The organism is Brevibacterium sanguinis, from assembly GCF_003315415.1.
Taxonomy (GTDB): domain Bacteria; phylum Actinomycetota; class Actinomycetes; order Actinomycetales; family Brevibacteriaceae; genus Brevibacterium; species Brevibacterium celere_A.
Genome location: NZ_QNSB01000003.1, coordinates 350,411 through 364,170 on the forward strand (window position 1 = coordinate 350,411; position 13,760 = coordinate 364,170).

A 13,760-nucleotide genomic window follows, 5' to 3' on the forward strand; every position below is an offset into this window, starting at 1 on the left:
ATTACGAGCCCCGGACGACCTATGACTCGCCCGGGGTTCTTTTCGCCCCGTGTTCAACATTCCTGAACGCGCCCAGATTTTGAACGGAAGAAGGAGATCATGAAGGACACAAAACCTCTCGAGGGCAACCCGTTCGCGGACTATGCCACCCACCAGGGCTGCGCCGCGTCAGCCACCCTCGCCCTCGCATTCGAGCAACGGACGGCGAATTTGATCGCAGTGACGAACCTGCGCCTCTCGGCGGGACTGGCTGGCGCGACCATCGACGCAGAGACGGACGCCCTGTACAACGCCCGCCTCGGCCTGACGGAGGAATCATGAGCGACTTCATCCTCATCGTCATCGTCGCTTTGGCGGTCATCGCGTCGGTCTGGGCACTCGTGATCAACATTCAGAACGGGCGAGAGCTCAAGAAGCAGCTTCGGAGATGGGAGAACCGAGATGACTGACGACCTGACCGCCTGGTTGGCGGAACGCCGGGAGAAGCACCACGGAGGCTGGACGGGGCAGTGGTCGGCGGTCCTAGACGGCGACGATATGACACTGCACGCTGACGGTGCAGTCCCGTTCGATCTGGTTCGAAGCAAGGGAGGGGTGCACGAGTACCGAGGCGCAATCGAAGACCTTGCCGCCATCGTCGATGCCCAGTGTGTCGCGTCGGCCACCCTCGCTCTCGCATTCGAGCAACGGAGAGCCGCGGAGGAAGCTCGCACGGCGAACCTGATCGCGTACGTGGAGACGCTGCGTGATCCGGTCATCGTCACTGGCCTCAGTGAGGCGACGGTCAAAACCATCGGCCGCACTGCGAACACGATCCGCCCCCGCCTCGGCCTGACGGAGGAATCATGACCACGAAGCTCACCACCAGCCCATCCACCGACGACCCGACCGTCATCATCGTGACCGCCGACAACGGCACGCACGTCGACGAGATTGGGCGCATCATCAACCACAACGGGGAGCGGGGCTTCCAGCCGGCGATCTTCTCCTCCTGGGGGTTGCGGGCCGATGTGCTCCGCCGCCTCGCCGACCTCGTGGAGGAATCATGAGTGACGCGGAGAAGATCATCGGCCGCCTTGAAGCCAAGTACGCGTGCCCCCGCGACTGCGAAGGCGCTGTGGAGATGACGACCGGAACCATCGACGGCGAGAGCGAACTCATGTACCGGTGCGATTCTTGCCCTGGCGCGTGGGACCAGGCTGGCAAGCCGTTGTATCGGCTCAGCGATCACGAGAAGGAATCATGACCAACGCCCGCAGTGAGGCCCGGACCGTTATCGAACACCGGTTCATCGTCCCTTGCGAGGAACCGCATGGTGGCGATTGGCAGGACTTCGGGGTCGCTCAGGCATGGGCCCAGACGAAGGCGGAAGAGCTTGGCCTGGACACGTCCTACGCGGACTGGTCCCGCATCCACGTCGAGGATGACCAGATCGTCATCGTCGTCACCGAACGGAAGTGCCCGAGCTTCGTGACCTCGTGCCGGTCCGCCGACTGCCCTGGCGAAGTCCGCCCAACCGTCGAACCGGCCCATTTCGCGGGTGGCATGGTGATAGGTGATCGGCTCGCCTATCAGTGCCGGACATGCGGTCGCATGTGGGACGCGGGCGGTCAGCCGATTGATGAAAGGCCCGCATCATGACTGACGACCTCACCGCCTGGTTGGCGGAACGCAAGCGGGTTCACGCCGCGGCGACGGACGGGCCGTGGCACGCGATGGAGTTCGAGGACGCGCCCGGAGACTGGGGTGTCCCGATCATCGACGGCGGAGAGCCGGGGTCGATGAAGGCCCACGTGACCGCCTACGCCATGACGTTCGGGAACGTCCCGCAGACGAAGAAGGACGCCGAGTCCATCGTCGATGCCCACAACACCCTCCCGCGCTTGCTCGCCGCCGTCGAAGCGGTGCTTGGACTGCACACTCCCGAAGAGTACGCGCAAGGCCCGGACTACTGCTACGAGTGTGAGCACCGTTGGCCGTGCGCAACCGTAGAGGCGATCCGTGCCGCCCTGCTGGAAGGGGGCGAGTCGTGAACTGCAAGCACTGCGGCGTGACGATCAAGCGCCACAACGCCAAGTACACGAACGGGTGGACGCACGATGGCGAGACGGTCGGAGTCTGGTGTCAACGGACCATGGCCGCACCGGAGGAAGGGGGCGAGGGGGATGAGTAAGTTCGGAATCCAGGCTGGCATCCTCCGTCCCGTCATCAGTGTGGGGCAGCTCAACAAGGACCGCACGGTCTTCACTCAGAAGGCCGACATGACCGATGAGGTCCTCCTGTCCGTCGCGGAGTACGCGATCAAGCACTTTGGCGGTGCGCTTGAGGCGACCTACGCCGGGGAGTCGGGGTCGAAACTCACGCTGAGGATTACGGCGAAGGAGGAGGTGTCTGATGTCGACGACTGACAGGTGCTCGTGCCCGGATAGTTTCCGGGATGACCGACCGGGGATAGACCCTACCTGCCCCGCCCATGGTGACGTTGACGCGATCCTCGCCTCGGGACGGTACGTGGACCGGCGGGGAGTCCACTGGAAGGCACTCGCGGCGGGCCAGACGTGGGGTCGAGTCAATGAATCCGGATTCGCTATCGGCGGCGTCATGCTCACCCCCGACCAGATGCGCTTGCTCATCGAACGGGATCGGCACCGGGACGAGTGCCCGGGACTGAACCGTTGCTGGAATCACCCAGTCCCGAAGGTCGCGCAGTCTCGGCTACTTAAGGACTGGATGGCGGTCTACGCGGCAAATGCCCCCGAACGGGACACCTGGTACCCCACCCTCGCGGAGGCGTTCGCCGCCGCCGAGAAACTAGTGAAAGGACAAGACAATGGCTGAGAGTTACAGCGAACTGAAAAATGATGTCGTCAATGACATCGGGGCAACCAGTGCAGACATTCGCTTCGGTGTCCAGTGGGCGCTCGAATATCTCGACGAGCACCCTGCCGAGGCGCCTCCGCTGAGGGTCACGAAAAGTGAACTCTCGGCTGCGCTCAGCGGCTACGGCGAGGACTTCGGTGAGGCAGGAGTGGCGTACCGCCTCGGCATCGAGGTCGTCGTAGCCGGACCATACGTCGTCCGCCTCAACGACGGGGCGCTGTTCAATCGGGAAGCGTTCGACAGCGACTGGACTGTGACCGCGATCGTGACCGCACCGGGAGGTGACGACGGTGAGTGAGCACCTGACCGAGCGAGATTTGATCGTCGGGTTCGTCCTCCACATGGTCGATCAGGAGGGGCCGGAGTACCACGACGCCGCCATGCAGGACGCCAAGCGCATCCTCGCCCAGGTCCGCGCCGAGGCAAGGGCAGAAATCGTCAACAGCATCCGGTCAACCATCATCAAGGACGCGCTACCGGCGCTCGACTCGGCTCTCCTCCGCCTCGCACACGAACGCGCCGACCAGATCGAGAAGGAGGCTGGCCGTGGATGAGGACTACGTGCCGACAGAGCAGGACTTCATCGACGGCAATGTGACCAGCCCGGAGGAGGCTCGCCGCGGTCTCGCCCGAATCAAGGCGGACTCCCTGCGGGAAGCTGCGGATGCGCTCCCGGAACCGGTCGGCCTGCACTGCAACTCTGAGTGCCACGCGGCGGACAAGCTGGCGCTGAGAATCCGTGCTGACGGGATCGAGAAAGGGGATCGCCGTGGATGAGAAGCAACTGCGCCGCCGAATCGAGTGCGTGATGATCAACGCGCAGAGCAGACACGGCGGCGACGGAACGTATCGAGCCGCCGCCCAGGCCGTCATCGACGACCTCGGGCTGACGGTGCGATCAATCCAGATGTGGGCTGACACTCAGGGCCAGTCCGGAGTGTCGCGGTTCCAGGTCGTCGGACGAGTGGAGGAGCAGGGATGAACTGGGACGAGAAGGCACAGGCGGAAGGCACACGCCGGCACCTGCCAATCGACAGACCGATCATGGTCAACGAGCTCTGCGCCGCGCAGGGAATCGTGGATGGTGCCCGTTGGCAACGCGAGCAGCTGAGCACCGACGAGGCCGTGGAGAGGCTTGCCCGCGGAATGTACAACGCGGACATGCGCCAGTCGTTCGAGGGGGACTGGATTCCCGACTTCGCCAGCAGCGACAACCGGCAACGGGATGAATACCTTGCCCGCGCCCGTGCCGGGATTGATGCACTGCTGGGGGAATCGTGAACGAGCGCACCGTCACATACGAGATCGATATGCAACCCATACTCGATGCGGCCAAGGCGATGACGGACGCAATGCGGTCCTTCCGCACTCCCGCCGGGCTGTTGCAGTGGTTCGAACCGCAAGCCACATGCAGGACGTGCAACGGAAGCTACCGTGTGAAGCTGCTCGAGTTTGATGTGCGCAGGATCTGCCCCGACTGCATGGCAGCATTCCAACGCATCGCAGACTACTGGGATGGTCGCGGGGAAGAGGTCGCCAAGCTCATCAGTGCGATGGAGGACTCGCCGCCGACCGACTGGCCGCGATTCCACCTATGGCTTGATCGGAAAGCTGCGCTCTGTGGCATCCGTTACGGCCGTCCCTGGCAGGAGCACGTGCGAGACCGGAGGGTGCTGTGACAGATCGCCCCGAATGGGTGCCCGATTGGGTGCCCGATGAGAACCTCGACTGGTACATCAACCACACGTTGCGTGCTCCGTGGGACGAGCTGCGGTTCTATCTCGACCGCCTGTTCGACCCGGTGTGCGTGCGCATCTACCGGGTGATGGACTGGCTGGCGAGGAGACTCCCATGATTCCGTGCGGTCGTGGTGTGTGCGCCGCCGAGGATGGTCACGACGGAACATGCGCGGAAGCCTCAGGGTGGGCTTACGAACCCCCGGACGAGGAGACGTTGGTGATGATGCTGGACGCGGCACGCCGGGACGGGTGGAGAGCCCACGACAGACACATGCGGCTACTGCGGGGAGACGTGACGTGAACCGGTGGGAGTACGCATGGTTCCAGTACCACCTACGGCGCCGTAGACGACGAGAGTACCAACCATCGAAACCCCACCCCGTAGATATCCCGTTGCAAGCAATAGCTCACGGGATCGCGTGGGTGATCAACCATCGAAGCCGCCTCCGGGTGGCTTTTCTCATGAGGAGCAGGAAATGACTGCACTAGTCCCAGGCTGGTCGTACACCACCGACCAGGTGAAAGTGATGCTCAACGAAGCGTACCGGGCGGGGTTCGTTGACGGGAAGGAAGCGGAACGGCGTCATCGGGAGGTGACCCGTGAGCGCATTGCAAGAAGTGGCGGACTTCGCTGAGTCGCAACGGGAGAGACTATGCCACGCAATCACAGCGACCATCGACCACCTCCACTCCGACGAGGGTTGCAACCGCCCCGCTGAGGAGTGTGTGGCGTGGGAGATGGAACACGCACTGCGGATGGTCGACTACTACGCGGTCACGCTCGGCACACCGTGGCATGTCGCGGTGAAGTTCATGGCGGACTCGTATGAGCGGGCACTCGCGAAACTGGAAGGAGAGATCTGATGCCTGACTACAGCGTTCGACCGACCGCCGCACCCGGGAAGCTCGAGCACCGCACTCTGGTCGCCGCAGCTGATTGGTTCATGAATCACATCGGCGGTTGGCGACCCATCCGCGACATGCCCCTCACCACTGTGGGGTGTCTCGTGGATATCCTCGACCGCCGCCGAATCCACACTGGCCTGACCGTGCAGGGAATCTCCCACCACGGGGGCCTGGTGTACATCTACACGCGGTTCGGGGTTCTCGCATCCGACGACATGAAATGGAGGCCACATGAGTGATTATGTTCCGAGCATCCGAGTGGTGCGGTCCATGTACAACCTGGGAAGCCAGAAACTCCTCACCGATAACGGCTACTACCGGACGACAGAGAACCTGTCGGAGGAGTTTAATCGGTTTCTCGCCCACATTCGAGCCAAAGCGTGGGAAGAGGGCAAAGCAACAGCATTGAACTACGCCGTTCGCGACGACAACGGCGTGACGCTCAGCCTGAACCACCCCAACCCCTACCGATCGGAGGCCGAGTGACCGACCCCGCCCACATCCGCCGCCTGTGCGACAGCATCCACGATGCTCTCGCCCTCGCGGAGCACCCGCCCTCATCCAGCGGCACACCATCCGGCGGAGTGGGACAATCCAGGCCACCCATACCCACAACCATCCTGAGCGCGAAGGAGGATCTGAAAGCGAAACTCGTGTCGTGGGCGCGGATGATCGGGGAGGATGGAGAGTTCGTCATCGACTGTGATGACGACACACTGTCCATCGCTGCGTGGGTGTACACCAAAGCGGACTGGTTGGCCGACCATCCCGCCGCCGACGACTTCGTTGACGAGATCGACGAATGCGTGCGGGCACTACGGAGACCATACGCGAGCAAGGAAGAGAGGTTCCTCGTCACCGTTATGGCGGGTGTTCGCGTCTACGCCTACCCGTGGGAGAGAACGGTTCTGCTGCCGGACGGAACCGTGGGGGACACGTACCAGCTTCGGCAGGAGCTGTACCAGCGAACGCGTAAGGAGATCCTTCCCGCCGCGAACGTGTCTGCCGTGCTCGACAAGATCTTCGGCATGGAAGTATCGGCGGATGCGATTAGGAAGGCGGCGAAGCGGGGGACACTCGAGAAGCGTCCGGAGGGGTTCTTGGTCGAACGTGTGATCGAACGATTCGGATTGGAACCGAAACATGTTGCAATCTGATTCGTGTCCTGCTACTCTGTGATAAGTGGGTCTTTTTTGGCTCACAGCAACAACATTGCTCCCAGTCGTCCTAACGGATTGGCTGGGTTTTTTCGTGCCCGGACCTGTTGGCGCAGGTTCGGGATCAGGACGACGCGCCTAACCCGCGTCACCCCTGAGTCAACCGAGCACCGGGCGATTCGCTACCGCAGGATGCAAGGTTCCAGTTTCCGGGTCTGGTCAAAACCGGGTGCCGACGTGAGGTTAATTGGCAACCTCCCTGCGGGGTATGCGGGTTCGACTCCCGTCGTCGGCACGGATGCTCACGCATTCCAGCCCACCTCGTCGGGCTGACCAAATAGGCGGGGCATATCGTCGTAGCTCAACTGGGAGAGCAACGGTCTCCAAAACCGTAGGTTCCGGGTTCGAATCCCGGCGGCGGTGCCAATCCCCTGTGGTCCAACAGGCAAGACGCTCGGCTCTGGACCGAGAAATGCGCGTTCGAATCGTGCTGGGGGAGCCAAAAGAATCGAGGCCCAATGATGCGCAGCAAGCAGATGCATCTGGAAATCAACACCGACAGCATCGAAGTTGATGACTGCCCGACGTGCGGGGAGCATCGTCTGGCCCGGTTCGAGGTTGTGGCCATGAACATCGACGGGGTGGGCACACTCACCCAACTCACCCGCTGCTACTCGTGCAATCCGATTGAGGGGTCATGACCACATACAACATCGCCGGCAACGAGGTGGAGCTCAACCTCGAGGACGGCGACTGCCTCATGGGCGTCATCGTCATCGGCCTCGTGAAACGATTGGAGGGTGACGGTGAGGGGATCGTCATGAACGCCTCCGATGGTCTGGGCTGGATAACGCAGCGGGGCATGCTCGACACCGCACAGGAGTACGTCGGGATCGCCGATGAGCAGGACTGAACGCCGCGACAAGTATGACCACCCCATCCGTGATGGGGAGTGGAACCGTCGATGCTACGAACGCCACTGCGACTACTGCGGGACGGGAATCTTCCGACGCGCACACCACAGGGCCGAACGCCGGCGGGAACGGAATCTCATCGAGGAACAGCGCGACTGATTCCGCACACACCACAGACGGTTAGTGCCGAACCGCACCTACCGAGTACCACTAATCCCGCAATATCAGGGCATCCCGCCCACCCATGATCGTTCCATCACCGCCGCTCCCGAAAGGTTGAGCGCGAGTGGAACGCTTGGCCCGCCTTGCCGACTCCTTCCGACAAGGCGGGCCTCGACCACTTAGGAGAACGTCGTGGACATCAACATCGGCAACCTTGACCTGACAATGGATCTCGCCGAGGACCAACACCCCGTCGACGCCATAGTCATCGTCCGCACCGAAAGAGTCCACGACAACGGACACATGAGCGAGGGCGTCCTCTACACCACCACAGGAACCGGGATGACCACCCTGCTCGGCATGATGAACATGGCGGAACGCTACCTCACCGCAGGGCTCGAGATCGAGTAATGCCATGGACCCGTTCGATGGGGGATACCGAGACATGTACTGCAAGCTCGGCCTCCACACCCTCACACCCTGCACCTACTGCGGGTACACCACACCCACACCACCAAGCACCACCCCCGCAGTGGACACCACGTCGTTCATGGACGGGTTGAGTGATCGGGGGTAGACGTGCCCACGCTGCGCAATGGCCACAGTTACGTCCAACGCCGTGACGCACTAAAGAGAGTAGCCCGCAAGAAGGACCTCCCCTGCCACCTATGCGGCAACCCCATTGACTACACACTTCCATACACAGACCGCATGAGCTTCACCGCCGACCACGAAGACGCAGTAGCGGCAGGCGGAAGCATGACAGGACCACTCAAGCCCGCACACAGGTCATGCAACAGCAGGAGAGGGAAGAAGAGCCTCGACGAATACCGAGCAGGCATGATCCAACGACCAGGAGTGAGCACAGCATGGTAACAATCCCCGAAGGGTACATCATCGCCCGCACACACCCGCCACGAGGCATCGAAAGCGCAGCACTCCACCGAGCCGTCGCGCACATCATCCGGTTCATCCGTGGCTCAAGCGAAGGCGGGCTGACGCAACGGGACGTGATGCTCGCGAACTGACCCCACCCCGTCGCCCCTCCCCGCCCGGTCGCTCCGTCGCCGTGCCGCATTGACGTGTTTTTTCCACACGGTCTAAACCTTCGTCTAGACCGAAGTCTCGGCTCTATCGTCTAGGAGGTGCTCATGGTTCGCGAGCTGCTTCCGTGTGGCACTTTCGCCGCTTACCTCCGGCATCGGAAGGCCGGCGAGGATGCGTGTGAGCCGTGCAAGCAGGCAATGAGGGATCAGAAGTCGTCCCGCGATCGGAAGAAGAAGCTCGAGGCGGGGGAGGCTCGGTTGAAGCTGGTCCCGGCTGGCACTGATCCGAGTCCTGCTTCTGGCCCTGAGACTGATCCGCTGACTGTCGCTCGAGAGAACCTCGGGATCATCGAGGCCACTTTGAAGAACCCGTTGACTCCTGCTGGGTCTATTGCTCCGTTGACTAAACGTCGCGAGGAGCTGGTGGAGCGGATTCGCAAACTGGACGGCAAGACGGAGGTGAGCGTTCTTGACCAGCTCGCCGAACGTCGGAAGAACCGGATCGCAGGTTCCGCGAATTGAACATGTCCCTCTCTGGCACACGTCGGCGGGGGATGATGCGATCGATCTCGCCGCTGCCGTTGGCCTGATCATGCACCCCTGGCAGGAGCGTGTCCTCCGGGGGGCTTTGGGTGAGCGTAAAGACGGTAAGTGGTCGGCGTCTCGTGTCGGTTTGGTGGTGCCTCGGCAGAACGGGAAGAACGCGATCCTGGAGGCTCGTGAGCTCGCTGGACTGTTCCTGTTCGGTGAGGAACTGATCACTCACACAGCCCACCAGTTTCGCACCTCGAAGAACTCGATGACTTCGTTGATGAACCGGATGAAATCTTGCCCGGACCTGATGAAACTCGTCGAAGGGTATGAGGGGCCGGATCAGTCGATTCGCGATATTGACGGTTTCAAGGTTGGCAACAACCCCGGCATCTATTTGCGGAACGGTCGTTCTATCCAGTACGCGACTCGCTCCGGTGATGCTGGGCGCGGGTTCTCCGGTGACGTGGTGATTTACGACGAGGCGTATGCGCTGACTGCCGCCGAAATGGGTGCTTTGAAGCCGACGATGGCCGCGAAGTCCATGCATGGAAACCCGCAGGAGTGGTACACGTCCTCTGCCGGGAAAGTGACTTCCGAGTATCTCCTTTCGCTACGAGACCAGGGCAAGGCGGCCGAAGCCGAGAGACTGGCGTATTTCGAATGGTCCGCCGACGATGATGCTGAAATCGGTGACGTGGATTCCTGGTATGAGGCGAATCCGTCGCTCGGGATTCTCATCACCGAGGAGTTCGTTCGGGAAGAGCTCGAGGATCTTGGGAAAACCGCGGACGGTGAGGAAGAGTTCCGCCGCGAACGTCAAGGCATCTGGTCGAAGGTTGAAGGGGAAGTGGTTTTCCCCAACTGGCATGCGTGCGCCGATGAGGTCATGGTGCAAGCCCGCGTTAATGGGGAGCTCATTGACCAGTCGTTCACGACAGTCACGTTCGCTGTAGACATTCCCCCCGATCGCAGTTCAGCGTCCATTGTCGCTTGCGGCACTCGCCCGGATAACACCTTCTTTGTGGAGGTTGTTGACCGCCGCGATGGGACCGAGTGGGTGGCTGAGACCATCCGGGCGATGGTTGAACGGCAGGCCGCGAAAGGGTCTCGAGCGGGCGTGTTCGCCCTCGGTTCCGGTGCAGCTCAAGCCCTAGTTGAAGAGTTTCGCCGCCACCGCGTTCGCGTGGTTTTCGTGGGCGACCGAGAATATGCGGCCGCGTGCGGCACACTGTTCGATCTGACCGAGCAGAGCCTTGTGGCTCACTCGTCGCAGCCGGAATTGAACGCTGCGGTGGATGCGGCGAAGAAGAAGTTCCTCGGGGACAACCTGTGGAAGCTGACTCGTCAGTCCACCGTGTCCGATATTTCCCCGCTGGTGGCCACGGTCCTTGCCGCTCTTGGTGCTCAGAAGCGCCGTCCGACTGAGAAGAAGCCTCGCCGACGCGGGTCTGTGTTCGCCTAGGAGGTGTCATGGTTTCCCTGAAAGAGGACGACCGTAAGGTTGTTGAGACTCTCTGGCGAAGAATCGCTGACCGGAAAGCACGTAATGAGCTCCGCTCGGAGTATGTGGAGGGTGAGCGGGTTCTGACGAAGATGGGGTTCTCCATTCCCCCGGGGATGGAGTCTCTGCAGCTGGCGGTGGGGTGGCCGCGCAAAACGTGTGAAGTGAAGTCGTCTCGGCTGGTCCCTGACGGGTTCTCGGCCAGGGTTGAAACACCCCTCATGGATGACCTCGATGACGTGTTCTTCTCAAATCAGGGGGAAGTCGTTGAGCGGCTGGCTATTGACGCGGCGGTGAAGCATGGCGTGTCGTTCGTGTTCACCACTCGAGGTGACGAGTCGGTTGGTGAGCCGGCTGAGCTTATGACTGTGCGAACGGCGCTAAGTGCCTCCGCGATCGTTGACCCTCGATCGAGGCAGACCAAGTATGCGGTTGAAATTCTGGACAACACGCGCCTGAACTTTTACAAACCTGGTTCAGTCGTGGAGTGCGAGCGAACCAGTGGGGATTGGCGCGTTCTCGCTGCGTATCCGACCGGCACGAAACGAGTCCTGTGCACCCCTTATGTTTACGGGTGGTCGGTGGAGAAGCCGTTCGGTAGTTCCGCTGTCACTCGACCTCTGATGGGGTTCACGGATGGGGCGGTGAGGGTTCTACTCCGGCAGGAAGTCTCGGCTGAGTTCTATTCCGCCCCGCGCCTTGCCGCGCTGGGGGCCGATGAGTCAGTGTTCATGGATCAGGACGGGAACATCCGTCCAGCATGGGCCGCGATCATGGGTTCCGTGTGGGCTGTCCCGGATGAAGAGGACGAGATCACTGGGGAGCGGAGCCGGGTTGAGCTTCACAGTCTCCCGCAAATGTCGATGCAACCACATTCGGATCAGTTGCGCACGATAGCGCAGATGGTGTCTGGGGAAACGACTATCCCCCTCTCGTATCTGGGTGTGATGCAGGATTCCAACCCCACCTCTGCTGAGGCTGTGGAGGCGCATGAGATTGATCTTGTGCGTGTCACACGGAACCAGTTCCCGTTCCTCGGGGCGGGGCGCGAACAGTTGGCGCTGGATGTTCTCACACTCCGCCACGGTGACCTTGACGAAGCGGCGCGGAAAGACCTGAGGGGCTTGAAAGCCCGATGGGTGGACCCCCGCTACAAGAGTGTGGTGGAGCAGTCGCAGTTCGTGGCACAGCAGGTCGGGTCGGGGAATTTCCAACCCGGCACTGAGGCCACTTTGGCGCAGCTGCCGATCACCGCCGAGGATGCTCGCCGCATTGCCGAGGAGAACCGCAGGGCTGCGGGCTCGAGCGTGATCGAACGGCTGGTCGGTCAGGCCGAAACCCCAGATACCCCCCCCCGAGAGTGACGTAGACGAGTTGGCGAAGAGGATCACGGCGTTCGGCACGTTGATCCGTGCCGGTGTGAAACCTGATTCGGCAGTGGAAGCCGCGGGCTTGCCGCCAATGGAGTTCTACCCAGGACAACCGGTGACGATTCGTGAGGCCGAGGAGGATTCGGGTGGCAACGAAAAGTGATGTCGTCCGTTTCCGCCTCGCACAGGAAGAGCTCGAACGGTTCCTGAAACGCGATATCAGGATTTTATGGTCTCGCGTCAAGGGTTCATCTCCTGACACGATCCGGGATGCGTTTCTCGAAGCAACGCCATCCCTTGTGGGGCGGTATGGGGGAGCTGCCGCCGTTGTTGGGGCCGAGTACTTTGAGGGGCTTACCGGGCTTAGTGCGGTTCTTGCTGAACCGATCCCGGACGAGGCGGTGCAGGCATCGGTGAGGTTCTTCGCCGGGGGATTGTACGACAACAACCCGAATGGTGCGCTGAACGGTTTCCTCACCTCGGGGTCGAGGCACATGCTCCAATACGGCCGCTCCACGGTGTACGAATCCACTCGATCCGCTCCCGGATGGGGTTATGCGCGGGTTCCTGAGGCTGGGGCGTGCAAGTGGTGTCTCATGCTGTCCTCTCGAGGTGCCGTGTATGCCACGGAACGTTCCGCGGGCGGTGAGGGCAACGACTTCCACGATGACTGCCGGTGCGACCCCACTGTCGCGAAATCCGATGACGACCTTCCGTATGACGTGAAGGGTCTGTACGAAACCTATCTCCGAGGCGAGTTGTAGCCTCCCCAATGTCTTTGCGCGGGTCTCCCGCCAATGCGGTTAACGCCCTCCGTTATGGGCGGTCTTATGCGCACCTGCCGCCTGCAGGGGAAAGGAAAGTCATGTCCGAGTCAAAATCATTAGCTGAGACCTACGCCGACTTCTACAAGGAGCTTCAGGATCAGGGGTTTTCTCCTGACGATGCGATCTGGTTCACCCGGAGGGCTTTCGAGGTGGAAGCGGGCGGCACCGACACGATCCTTGGTGCCCCTCGGATGGGAGGTCTGTAATGGGTGACTTGAACGTGGACGATACCGCAGTTGCGGGAGACAAAACGGAAGCGAAGCCGGAGTTCAAGCCGATCGAATCGCAGGACGACCTGAACCGAATCGTCCAGGAACGTCTGGCTCGGGAACGTGCCAAATACTCCGACTATGACGAAATCAAGGCTCGGGCCGCGAAACTCGATGAAATCGAGGCCGCTAATCAGTCGGACCTCGAGAAAGCGATCGCACGCGCCGAAGCCGCTGAGAAACGCGCCGAGGAAATCGAGAGAGCCAAGACCGAGGCAGAACGCGCTGTTCTGGTGGAGCGAATCGCATCCACCAAGGGCGTCCCGTCCCGGTATTTGACCGGCGACACCGAGGAAGAGCTCAAGAAGTCGGCTGACGAGTTCCTCTCGGACCTCGAAAAGCTTTCCCCTCGAGGCTATGTTCCCACCGCTGGCACCGGCGACCCCACTGCTTCCGCTGACGATATTCAGCTCGCGAAAGAAAGAGCTGCCAAGTACAAAATTTAGGAGAAATCC

General features: G+C 61.6%; 29 protein-coding genes and 3 tRNA genes. All 32 read left to right on the plus strand.

Features of this window, described 5'->3' with window-relative positions:
• Nucleotides 1-99: 99 nt before the first annotated feature.
• The 32 genes from DFO65_RS06065 (at nucleotide 100) to DFO65_RS06205 (ending at nucleotide 13,751) form a co-directional block, all read left to right on the plus strand.
• Nucleotides 100-321, plus strand: a complete 222-nt coding sequence (locus DFO65_RS06065) for a hypothetical protein (RefSeq protein ID WP_113903511.1) — start codon at nucleotides 100-102, stop codon at nucleotides 319-321.
• A complete protein-coding gene (locus tag DFO65_RS17375) occupies nucleotides 318-449 on the plus strand; it encodes a hypothetical protein (protein ID WP_281268750.1) in 132 nt (43 codons plus the stop codon). The genes DFO65_RS06065 and DFO65_RS17375 overlap by 4 nt, the downstream gene beginning before the upstream one ends.
• Nucleotides 442-849 (plus strand): hypothetical protein, encoded by a 408-nt coding sequence (locus DFO65_RS06070; protein WP_113903512.1) that lies wholly within the window; start codon nucleotides 442-444, stop codon nucleotides 847-849. Before DFO65_RS17375 ends, DFO65_RS06070 begins: the two co-directional genes overlap by 8 nt.
• Nucleotides 846-1,049, plus strand: a complete 204-nt coding sequence (locus tag DFO65_RS06075; RefSeq protein WP_113903513.1) for a hypothetical protein — start codon at nucleotides 846-848, stop codon at nucleotides 1,047-1,049. Before DFO65_RS06070 ends, DFO65_RS06075 begins: the two co-directional genes overlap by 4 nt.
• Nucleotides 1,046-1,246, plus strand: coding sequence for a hypothetical protein (locus DFO65_RS06080; protein ID WP_113903514.1), 201 nt, complete (start codon nucleotides 1,046-1,048; stop codon nucleotides 1,244-1,246). The genes DFO65_RS06075 and DFO65_RS06080 overlap by 4 nt, the downstream gene beginning before the upstream one ends.
• On the plus strand, nucleotides 1,243-1,641 hold the full coding sequence (locus DFO65_RS17150; protein WP_220151244.1) for a hypothetical protein: 399 nt from the start codon (nucleotides 1,243-1,245) through the stop codon (nucleotides 1,639-1,641). The genes DFO65_RS06080 and DFO65_RS17150 overlap by 4 nt, the downstream gene beginning before the upstream one ends.
• Complete coding sequence (locus tag DFO65_RS06090) at nucleotides 1,638-2,033, plus strand: hypothetical protein (RefSeq protein WP_113903515.1); 396 nt, start codon at nucleotides 1,638-1,640, stop codon at nucleotides 2,031-2,033. The genes DFO65_RS17150 and DFO65_RS06090 overlap by 4 nt, the downstream gene beginning before the upstream one ends.
• 132 nt (nucleotides 2,034-2,165) lie before the next feature.
• Entirely contained in the window at nucleotides 2,166-2,408 is a 243-nt protein-coding gene (locus DFO65_RS06095) for a DUF7446 family protein (RefSeq protein ID WP_113903516.1), read from the plus strand.
• Nucleotides 2,395-2,838 (plus strand): hypothetical protein, encoded by a 444-nt coding sequence (locus DFO65_RS16915; protein WP_147233270.1) that lies wholly within the window; start codon nucleotides 2,395-2,397, stop codon nucleotides 2,836-2,838. The genes DFO65_RS06095 and DFO65_RS16915 overlap by 14 nt, the downstream gene beginning before the upstream one ends.
• Nucleotides 2,831-3,178: a hypothetical protein gene (locus tag DFO65_RS06105; RefSeq protein WP_113903518.1), complete on the plus strand. Its 348-nt coding sequence runs from the start codon at nucleotides 2,831-2,833 to the stop codon at nucleotides 3,176-3,178. The genes DFO65_RS16915 and DFO65_RS06105 overlap by 8 nt, the downstream gene beginning before the upstream one ends.
• Nucleotides 3,171-3,434: a hypothetical protein gene (locus DFO65_RS06110; RefSeq protein ID WP_113903519.1), complete on the plus strand. Its 264-nt coding sequence runs from the start codon at nucleotides 3,171-3,173 to the stop codon at nucleotides 3,432-3,434. The genes DFO65_RS06105 and DFO65_RS06110 overlap by 8 nt, the downstream gene beginning before the upstream one ends.
• Nucleotides 3,427-3,657, plus strand: coding sequence for a hypothetical protein (locus tag DFO65_RS06115; protein WP_113903520.1), 231 nt, complete (start codon nucleotides 3,427-3,429; stop codon nucleotides 3,655-3,657). The genes DFO65_RS06110 and DFO65_RS06115 overlap by 8 nt, the downstream gene beginning before the upstream one ends.
• On the plus strand, nucleotides 3,650-3,862 hold the full coding sequence (locus DFO65_RS16920; protein ID WP_147233272.1) for a hypothetical protein: 213 nt from the start codon (nucleotides 3,650-3,652) through the stop codon (nucleotides 3,860-3,862). The genes DFO65_RS06115 and DFO65_RS16920 overlap by 8 nt, the downstream gene beginning before the upstream one ends.
• Nucleotides 3,859-4,161 (plus strand): hypothetical protein, encoded by a 303-nt coding sequence (locus DFO65_RS06120; protein ID WP_113903521.1) that lies wholly within the window; start codon nucleotides 3,859-3,861, stop codon nucleotides 4,159-4,161. The genes DFO65_RS16920 and DFO65_RS06120 overlap by 4 nt, the downstream gene beginning before the upstream one ends.
• Complete coding sequence (locus DFO65_RS06125) at nucleotides 4,158-4,559, plus strand: hypothetical protein (protein WP_113903522.1); 402 nt, start codon at nucleotides 4,158-4,160, stop codon at nucleotides 4,557-4,559. Before DFO65_RS06120 ends, DFO65_RS06125 begins: the two co-directional genes overlap by 4 nt.
• Entirely contained in the window at nucleotides 4,556-4,735 is a 180-nt protein-coding gene (locus DFO65_RS06130) for a hypothetical protein (protein WP_113903523.1), read from the plus strand. The genes DFO65_RS06125 and DFO65_RS06130 overlap by 4 nt, the downstream gene beginning before the upstream one ends.
• Before the next feature lie 622 nt (nucleotides 4,736-5,357).
• The gene (locus tag DFO65_RS17380; protein ID WP_281268751.1) at nucleotides 5,358-5,483 is read left to right on the plus strand and encodes a hypothetical protein; all 126 of its coding nucleotides are present in this window, start codon (nucleotides 5,358-5,360) and stop codon (nucleotides 5,481-5,483) included.
• Nucleotides 5,483-5,764: a hypothetical protein gene (locus DFO65_RS06145; protein WP_113903526.1), complete on the plus strand. Its 282-nt coding sequence runs from the start codon at nucleotides 5,483-5,485 to the stop codon at nucleotides 5,762-5,764. The genes DFO65_RS17380 and DFO65_RS06145 overlap by 1 nt, the downstream gene beginning before the upstream one ends.
• Nucleotides 5,757-6,011, plus strand: coding sequence for a hypothetical protein (locus DFO65_RS06150; protein WP_113903527.1), 255 nt, complete (start codon nucleotides 5,757-5,759; stop codon nucleotides 6,009-6,011). Before DFO65_RS06145 ends, DFO65_RS06150 begins: the two co-directional genes overlap by 8 nt.
• Nucleotides 6,008-6,682 (plus strand): hypothetical protein, encoded by a 675-nt coding sequence (locus DFO65_RS06155; RefSeq protein WP_147233274.1) that lies wholly within the window; start codon nucleotides 6,008-6,010, stop codon nucleotides 6,680-6,682. The genes DFO65_RS06150 and DFO65_RS06155 overlap by 4 nt, the downstream gene beginning before the upstream one ends.
• A gap of 231 nt (nucleotides 6,683-6,913) precedes the next feature.
• Nucleotides 6,914-6,977, plus strand: a tRNA-OTHER gene (locus tag DFO65_RS17070).
• Between the two features lie 55 nt (nucleotides 6,978-7,032).
• Nucleotides 7,033-7,108, plus strand: a tRNA-Trp gene (locus tag DFO65_RS06160).
• A gap of 1 nt (nucleotide 7,109) precedes the next feature.
• Nucleotides 7,110-7,184 (plus strand) — tRNA-Gln (locus DFO65_RS06165).
• A gap of 16 nt (nucleotides 7,185-7,200) precedes the next feature.
• On the plus strand, nucleotides 7,201-7,383 hold the full coding sequence (locus DFO65_RS06170; protein ID WP_113903529.1) for a hypothetical protein: 183 nt from the start codon (nucleotides 7,201-7,203) through the stop codon (nucleotides 7,381-7,383).
• On the plus strand, nucleotides 7,380-7,595 hold the full coding sequence (locus DFO65_RS06175; protein ID WP_113903530.1) for a hypothetical protein: 216 nt from the start codon (nucleotides 7,380-7,382) through the stop codon (nucleotides 7,593-7,595). Before DFO65_RS06170 ends, DFO65_RS06175 begins: the two co-directional genes overlap by 4 nt.
• 355 nt (nucleotides 7,596-7,950) lie before the next feature.
• Nucleotides 7,951-8,169, plus strand: a complete 219-nt coding sequence (locus DFO65_RS06180) for a hypothetical protein (RefSeq protein WP_113903531.1) — start codon at nucleotides 7,951-7,953, stop codon at nucleotides 8,167-8,169.
• A gap of 740 nt (nucleotides 8,170-8,909) precedes the next feature.
• Complete coding sequence (locus DFO65_RS06185) at nucleotides 8,910-9,326, plus strand: hypothetical protein (protein WP_113903532.1); 417 nt, start codon at nucleotides 8,910-8,912, stop codon at nucleotides 9,324-9,326.
• The gene (locus DFO65_RS06190) at nucleotides 9,274-10,800 is read left to right on the plus strand and encodes a hypothetical protein (RefSeq protein WP_147233276.1); all 1,527 of its coding nucleotides are present in this window, start codon (nucleotides 9,274-9,276) and stop codon (nucleotides 10,798-10,800) included. The genes DFO65_RS06185 and DFO65_RS06190 overlap by 53 nt, the downstream gene beginning before the upstream one ends.
• 8 nt (nucleotides 10,801-10,808) lie before the next feature.
• On the plus strand, nucleotides 10,809-12,203 hold the full coding sequence (locus DFO65_RS06195) for a phage portal protein (RefSeq protein WP_113903534.1): 1,395 nt from the start codon (nucleotides 10,809-10,811) through the stop codon (nucleotides 12,201-12,203).
• Between the two features lie 152 nt (nucleotides 12,204-12,355).
• Complete coding sequence (locus DFO65_RS06200) at nucleotides 12,356-12,973, plus strand: VG15 protein (RefSeq protein WP_113903535.1); 618 nt, start codon at nucleotides 12,356-12,358, stop codon at nucleotides 12,971-12,973.
• 101 nt (nucleotides 12,974-13,074) lie between these two features.
• Nucleotides 13,075-13,242, plus strand: a complete 168-nt coding sequence (locus DFO65_RS17075) for a hypothetical protein (protein ID WP_181778638.1) — start codon at nucleotides 13,075-13,077, stop codon at nucleotides 13,240-13,242.
• A complete protein-coding gene (locus DFO65_RS06205; protein WP_113903536.1) occupies nucleotides 13,242-13,751 on the plus strand; it encodes a DUF4355 domain-containing protein in 510 nt (169 codons plus the stop codon). Before DFO65_RS17075 ends, DFO65_RS06205 begins: the two co-directional genes overlap by 1 nt.
• The last annotated feature ends 9 nt before the right edge of the window (nucleotides 13,752-13,760 follow it).

Excerpts from the sequence above, each read along its gene's own strand:
- DFO65_RS06175 (WP_113903530.1), top strand. The coding sequence starts at position 7,380 with ATGACCACATACAACATCGCCGGCAACGAGGTGGAGCTCAACCTCGAG.
- DFO65_RS06145 (WP_113903526.1), top strand. The coding sequence starts at position 5,483 with ATGCCTGACTACAGCGTTCGACCGACCGCCGCACCCGGGAAGCTCGAG.
- DFO65_RS06150 (WP_113903527.1), top strand. The coding sequence starts at position 5,757 with ATGAGTGATTATGTTCCGAGCATCCGAGTGGTGCGGTCCATGTACAAC.
- DFO65_RS06105 (WP_113903518.1), top strand. The coding sequence starts at position 2,831 with ATGGCTGAGAGTTACAGCGAACTGAAAAATGATGTCGTCAATGACATC.
- DFO65_RS06090 (WP_113903515.1), top strand. The coding sequence starts at position 1,638 with ATGACTGACGACCTCACCGCCTGGTTGGCGGAACGCAAGCGGGTTCAC.
- DFO65_RS06170 (WP_113903529.1), top strand. The coding sequence starts at position 7,201 with ATGATGCGCAGCAAGCAGATGCATCTGGAAATCAACACCGACAGCATC.
- DFO65_RS06075 (WP_113903513.1), top strand. The coding sequence starts at position 846 with ATGACCACGAAGCTCACCACCAGCCCATCCACCGACGACCCGACCGTC.
- DFO65_RS17380 (WP_281268751.1), top strand. The coding sequence starts at position 5,358 with ATGGAACACGCACTGCGGATGGTCGACTACTACGCGGTCACGCTCGGC.
- DFO65_RS16915 (WP_147233270.1), top strand. The coding sequence starts at position 2,395 with ATGTCGACGACTGACAGGTGCTCGTGCCCGGATAGTTTCCGGGATGAC.
- DFO65_RS06195 (WP_113903534.1), top strand. The coding sequence starts at position 10,809 with ATGGTTTCCCTGAAAGAGGACGACCGTAAGGTTGTTGAGACTCTCTGG.
- DFO65_RS06070 (WP_113903512.1), top strand. The coding sequence starts at position 442 with ATGACTGACGACCTGACCGCCTGGTTGGCGGAACGCCGGGAGAAGCAC.
- DFO65_RS06185 (WP_113903532.1), top strand. The coding sequence starts at position 8,910 with ATGGTTCGCGAGCTGCTTCCGTGTGGCACTTTCGCCGCTTACCTCCGG.
- DFO65_RS06205 (WP_113903536.1), top strand. The coding sequence starts at position 13,242 with ATGGGTGACTTGAACGTGGACGATACCGCAGTTGCGGGAGACAAAACG.
- DFO65_RS06120 (WP_113903521.1), top strand. The coding sequence starts at position 3,859 with ATGAACTGGGACGAGAAGGCACAGGCGGAAGGCACACGCCGGCACCTG.
- DFO65_RS17150 (WP_220151244.1), top strand. The coding sequence starts at position 1,243 with ATGACCAACGCCCGCAGTGAGGCCCGGACCGTTATCGAACACCGGTTC.
- DFO65_RS06080 (WP_113903514.1), top strand. The coding sequence starts at position 1,046 with ATGAGTGACGCGGAGAAGATCATCGGCCGCCTTGAAGCCAAGTACGCG.
- DFO65_RS17375 (WP_281268750.1), top strand. The coding sequence starts at position 318 with ATGAGCGACTTCATCCTCATCGTCATCGTCGCTTTGGCGGTCATCGCG.
- DFO65_RS17075 (WP_181778638.1), top strand. The coding sequence starts at position 13,075 with ATGTCCGAGTCAAAATCATTAGCTGAGACCTACGCCGACTTCTACAAG.
- DFO65_RS06065 (WP_113903511.1), top strand. The coding sequence starts at position 100 with ATGAAGGACACAAAACCTCTCGAGGGCAACCCGTTCGCGGACTATGCC.
- DFO65_RS06095 (WP_113903516.1), top strand. The coding sequence starts at position 2,166 with ATGAGTAAGTTCGGAATCCAGGCTGGCATCCTCCGTCCCGTCATCAGT.